The following is a 6000-nucleotide window of genomic DNA, read 5'->3' on the forward strand; positions in this document are numbered from 1 at the left end:
CCGTTCCTCCCAAGGGGGTACGGCGTCGTCGTACCCCCTTTCCTGCATCAAGGCCACGTATGAAACGCCACTTCACAGCTATCTCCATCTCCCTTTCATGGGCGCTGGCCGAAGGCGCCTGGGCCGCGACCGACGCCTTGACTCAGGTGCCGGCCGGCTTCGAAGCCTTGGTCGAAGGGCAGGTGGAACAGCTCGAACTACAACTGTTCAACCGCAATCTCGGCGTGCACCCGGTGCTGGTCCAGCCCGGCCGGATCGAATTCAAGCAGCCTGAGCGCATCGCGGCCCTGCTGGTGGAAGCCGGCGTACTGGCCTCGCCTCAGGAACTGCTGCCATTACTGTCACAGCCCTTGCCCAGCAATAGCCAGTTGGCCTGCTCCTACGGCCTGGCCAGCGAGGCGAGTTGCGGCTATCTCGAAACCGAGGCAGTGGCCGTGATTCTCGACGAGGCCGGGGCCCGTCTCCAGGTCCTGCTGCGCAAGGACTGGCTGCCGACCAACGAGGCCTCGGCCCTGCGGCTGCATACACCGAGCGAGGCAGAGAATGCCCTCGTCCACCGGCAAAACATCAATATCGCCCAGTCCGACAGTTACCGCGCCCTGGGTGCCAGCGGCCTCGGCGCACTCGGCCTGGGAGAAAACAGTCACCTGGGGTTCACCTGGACCTATCAGGCCAACCAGAACAAGCGCGGCAGTGACAGCAACCTGGAATTCAACAACGCCTACTACCGGCGAGACTTCGACCGTGAACACTACGCACAGGCGGGACGCATGGACATGAGCAACCTGTCCAGCGCCGAAGGCGGCAACTTCAACTTCAGCCTGCTGCCCTTGGGCCGGATCGACGGCGCCCGTGTCGGCACCACCCTGGCCTACCTCAATCGCGACGTCGTCGGACAGGGCACGCCCATCTCCCTGATCCTGACCCAACGCGCCCGCGTCGATGCCTTTCGCGGCGAAGAACTGCTCTCCACTTCTTATCTGGATGCCGGTGTGCAGAACGTCGACACCCGAACCTTCCCCAACGGCAGTTATCCGGTGACCCTGCGGGTGATCGAAAACGGCCAGGTAACCCGTACCGAAACCGTGCCCTTCAGCCGCACCGACGGCAACGGCCTGGGGGATGACACCGTGCAATGGTTTTTACAGGGTGGGCGCACGGCCGAGCATTCCCTGTACGAACAAGATCCCGCCGCCGTGGCCCAGACCGGCCTGCGGGTACCGCTGCTCGATAACCTGGCGCTCACCAGCGCGATCACCTGGCTGGACACCGCGCTCTACAACGAAAGCCGCCTGGACTGGGCCGGCACGCTGGGCGCCAGCAGTTGGTCGCTGTCGGCCGCCCTCCTGGAGGGCAACGACGGGGCGAGCGGCAACAGCCAGCAGTTCACGTTCAACCATGGCCTGTCCTGGAATCTCTATCGCTACTCGCTGCGCAGCCCGTCCTGCGAGCACAACCGCCGCACCTACCAGCAGAGTGGCTGCAACGAATCGCTGACGGCCAGCGCATCGCTGCCGTTGGCCGGCGGCGCCCTCACCGCCGGCTATAGCTACAACCGTTATGCCCAGGTGAATCCGTCCTACTACTGGAACACGTTGCCCGGCGAGCCGGACCTGACCGACGAACTGACCACCGCCACCTGGGCCCGCACCCTGCAGGTGGGGTTCTCCCGCGGGCATCGCCTGGGCCAGTTCCACCTCACCCACCGCGTGGGCGCGTTTCGCAATCAGAGCGGCAATCGGCCGACCGACCACGGCCTGTACCTGAGCCTCAGTCTGTCCCATAACGAGCGCTCGACATCCGGTGGCTTCCGGCAGACCAGTGTCGGCCTGGACGCGCGCCGCGAGCAGGCCGCCAGCGACAGCGTCCGGACCAGCCTGGCCCATACCCGTGTCTGGGACAGCGAGCAAGGTCGCAACGAGATGAATACCGGGCTGGGTTACGACGACCTGGGCCGCTGGGACGCCGAACTGGCCGGGCGACTCGAACGTAGCTGGGGCGAAACGAGCCTGGCGATGTCACAGCGCGGCGGTGACCGGCATGATTCACGCCCTGGGCTCAGCGGCAACCACTCTTCCTCACTGGCACTGGGGCGCGAAGGTTTCTTCTGGGGCCCCGGCCAGGGCGGCACAGGCCCTGGCGCCGCCGTCGGCATCGTCGCTGCGCCAATGGAAAACGCCACCGGCGCCGCGGCCAAGGTCAGTGGCGGCTACGGCGCCCAGACCAGCATCGGCTTCGGCGAGAAACGGCTGATTCCGATCAATGGCTTCGAGGTCTCCCAGACTCGCATCAGCGATGCCGATGCCTCGCGCCAGAACCTGAGCTCGGTGAATGTCGGCAACGGCAGCCGCGACTGGTTCCTGCCACCCGGCAAGCTGGCGGTGCAGCGCATCGAGTCCAGCCTCAGCTACACCTACATCGGACGCCTGGTGGACGCCCGGGGACAACCGCTGGCACAGGCGGCCATCCTCAACGCAGCGATGATGGAAACCGCCGAGGACGGCAGCTTCGTCGTCGATCTCAACAAGCCCCCGCAACCGTTGTTCGCCCTGGACCTGAACGGTGTGCATGCCTGCGCCGTGCAGTCGGCCACCGCTCGCAGCAGCTTGCGCCAGGTCGGCACGCTGACCTGCCAGAGCACCACCCTGGACGCTCTGCCCAGAGACCTGCGCGACCCCGACCGACTGGAACGCTGGACCGCGCGCCGCAGCGCCGCGTTATCGTCAGACAAGAGAAACCAGCCATGAATCTGATCTTTCACCGTTGGGCCCGTCGCCTTGGCGCACTGATTGGCGCGTTCGCTGCGCTACCGGCGCTCGGGGACATCCATCCCGGCAACTACTACCAATCCGAGATGCTCAGTTTCGACCGCTCGGCGCCACCCGCCGATCATTACGTTTGGCGGCGGATGATCCACGGCTGGCACGAACAGCCTGTGCCCCACTCAAGCTACACGACCATGCATTTTGTCTGTCTGTCCAACACCGATCCCGCGACAGGGCAGTGTCGGACCACCACCGGAGGAAGGCACGGCACCACCGATATACTGCTGCGATTCACGGAAAGACGCAGCGGACTCTCCGTGGTCCTGACCGTCAAAGGCAACATTACACGCAGATACCAGATCCACAGCCCCTGCGGGGTGTGGGCGCCCAGCACCTGGATGCTGACCTCGACATCACATGGCAATTGCGAGGGAGTGGATGTGACGGGTACGGCCTCCACCCTCTGGATTCCTCGGTCAGAACTCGCCAAATTGCCTGCCGGTGGCATCTGGACGGCGCAATTGGTCATGAAGCTCAGGAGGTTCTACTCGCAGCCAATCGGAGACGCCCATATCTACACCGTCGATTTCAAGCTGGACGTGACCGATCACAATAACGTGCAGATCTACCTGCCCGCCCACGGCATCAGCACCCCGCAGGTGGACCTGAACCTGCGCACCCGCCCGTTGATCAATGGCCCCGGAGGTATCGTCTCCGGCCAGGCTGTCGTCGATGCCTGCCTCTACGACGGCTACAACTCCAACAGCCAGCGTTTCGAAATGCGCGTCACCGACAAAAACCCCGTACCCGGCATGGCCGGGCGCTTCTTCGTGAAGCACACCTCCGGGGGGACGGACGAACGTAACCGTATCGAATACCGAGTTCGCACCCGCACCGCCAACCTGGGCGAGACACAGCATGTCTCAGGTCAACCGGTGACCTTTACCGGTATCAACAATGCCGATATCCGCGCCGTGCGCTTGCCCAACGTCCCCTTCCCGGTCGTGTGCACGCCCTGGCCGATCACCCTGGAGACGCCGCAGTTTCGGCAGATCGACAAGAATACCGGGCAATATCGGGGAGAGCTGAACCTGGAGTTCACGCCTTCAACCTCGTCGCCCTGAGCCTTCGGGTGTCGGTACTGGCGCCATCGCGAGCAGGCTCGCTCCCACATTGGACCTGCATACACAGAACCCTGTGGGAGCGAGCCTGCTCGCGATGAGGCCAGCAGCCAAGAATGATGACCTCAAGGATGAGCGGATTCCCGCTCATTCCACAGCAAAAATGAGCGCCAATCCGCTCACCCAGCATTCAAAACCCCTCTAGACCGGCCTTCTCCCACCTGGCACAGCTCCTGCTATAGCCCTGGCAGGCTGCGTTCCCACGCGCTCCACAAAAACAATTAAACGAAGGATCCTTCAATGGATAACTCCAACGCCCTTCCCCTCGGGTCGGCCGCCGCGCCCGCCCGTGAAAGAACCACTGCCAGCCGGATCAAGTCGATTTTCAGCGGTTCGGTCGGCAACATGGTCGAGTGGTATGACTGGTACGTCTACGCCGCTTTCTCGCTGTACTTCGCCAAAGTATTCTTCCCGGCCGGGTCCTCCACCGCGCAACTGATGAAAACCGCCGCGATCTTCGCCGTGGGCTTCCTGATGCGTCCGATCGGTGGCTGGTTGATGGGCCTGTACGCGGATCGCGCCGGCCGCAAGGCGGCGCTGATGGCCTCGGTGTACCTGATGTGCTTCGGCTCGCTGATCATCGCCCTGAGCCCCGGCTATGAAACCATCGGCGTCGGTGCCCCCATCCTGCTGGTAGTGGCCCGCTTGCTTCAGGGCCTATCGGTGGGCGGTGAATACGGCACCTCGGCAACCTATCTGAGCGAGATGGCCACCAAGGAACGTCGCGGCTTCTTCTCCAGCTTCCAGTACGTGACCCTGATCTCCGGCCAACTCATCGCCCTCGGCGTGCTGATCGTGTTGCAACGGTTCCTCACCACCGAAGAGCTGTATGCCTGGGGCTGGCGCATTCCATTCGCCATCGGCGCGTTGTGCGCGATAGTGGCGTTGTACCTGCGTCGCGGCATGGAAGAAACCGAGTCGTTCACCAAAAAGGAAAAAGCCAAGGAAAGCGCCATGCGCACCTTGATGCGCCATCCAAAAGAGTTGATGACTGTGGTCGGCCTGACCATGGGCGGCACCCTGGCGTTCTACACCTACACCACCTACATGCAGAAATACCTGGTGAACACGGTCGGCATGAGCATTTCCGACTCCACCACCATTTCCGCCGCCACCCTGTTCCTGTTCATGTGCCTGCAACCTTTGATCGGCGGTTTGTCGGACAAGGTCGGTCGGCGGCCGATCCTGATCGCCTTCGGCATCCTGGGGACGCTGTTCACCGTACCGATCCTGACCACCCTGCACACCATCCAGACCTGGTGGGGCGCGTTCTTCCTGATCATGGCGGCGCTGATCATCGTCAGCGGCTACACCTCGATCAACGCCGTGGTCAAAGCCGAGCTGTTCCCCACAGAGATCCGCGCCCTGGGCGTCGGTTTGCCGTACGCCTTGACCGTATCGATCTTCGGCGGCACCGCTGAATACATCGCCCTGTGGTTCAAGAGCATCGGCATGGAAACCGGCTACTACTGGTACGTGACGGCGTGCATCGCCGTGTCGCTGCTGGTCTACATCACCATGAAAGACACCCGCAAGCATTCGCGGATCTTGACCGACTGACCTGCGCACACACAAAAACGAAAGGGGCGAACCTGAATGGGTTCGCCCCTTTTTTTGTGCCTCGTGTCCGAAGATTTATCCGACATTAATCTCTGGTTAATGCCCGCCCTACATCCTCATCCTCACCAAAACGCTGTTCGGGTACGCCGGTGATGACATTTATCGCCGATCAGTAACAACGAGCAACCAATCGATAAATACGATTTGTTTGAGCGTTTTTTTGCGCTTTTTAATCGATTTAACAAGCGTAATATGAATTCCACACCCAAGGCGATCAACGCCAACCACTTCGGAGAACGACCATGAAAACCAAACTGATCCTCGCCCTGACCCTGTCCGTACTGGCCGCCAACACCTTCGCCGCCGATGGCTTCGACCGCACTCAGTCGGCCATTGCCGCTGACGGTTACGACCGCACCGGCGCTGCCACCGTTGCCGCCGACGGCTTCGACCGCACCGGCTCCAACGCTATCGCCGAAGACGGCTTTGACCGC

Annotated in this window: 3 protein-coding genes and 1 pseudogene; all 4 read left to right on the forward strand. The window is 62.5% G+C overall.

What is annotated here, in order from left to right; all coding sequences use genetic code 11:
- Positions 1-59: 59 nt before the first annotated feature.
- Positions 60-2747 (forward strand): TcfC E-set like domain-containing protein, encoded by a 2688-nt coding sequence (locus GSM73_RS16815; protein WP_160893294.1) that lies wholly within the window; start codon positions 60-62, stop codon positions 2745-2747.
- The gene (locus tag GSM73_RS16820; RefSeq protein WP_160893296.1) at positions 2744-3889 is read left to right on the forward strand and encodes a CfaE/CblD family pilus tip adhesin; all 1146 of its coding nucleotides are present in this window, start codon (positions 2744-2746) and stop codon (positions 3887-3889) included. Before GSM73_RS16815 ends, GSM73_RS16820 begins: the two co-directional genes overlap by 4 nt.
- A gap of 297 nt (positions 3890-4186) precedes the next feature.
- Positions 4187-5506 (forward strand): MFS transporter, encoded by a 1320-nt coding sequence (locus GSM73_RS16825; protein ID WP_047227120.1) that lies wholly within the window; start codon positions 4187-4189, stop codon positions 5504-5506.
- A 302-nt stretch (positions 5507-5808) separates the two neighbouring features.
- Positions 5809-6000, forward strand: a pseudogene (locus GSM73_RS16830) (heme utilization protein); the annotation flags it as partial.

This window comes from Pseudomonas sp. PICF6 (assembly GCF_009831705.1).
Taxonomy (GTDB): Bacteria; Pseudomonadota; Gammaproteobacteria; order Pseudomonadales; family Pseudomonadaceae; genus Aquipseudomonas; species Aquipseudomonas rhizophila.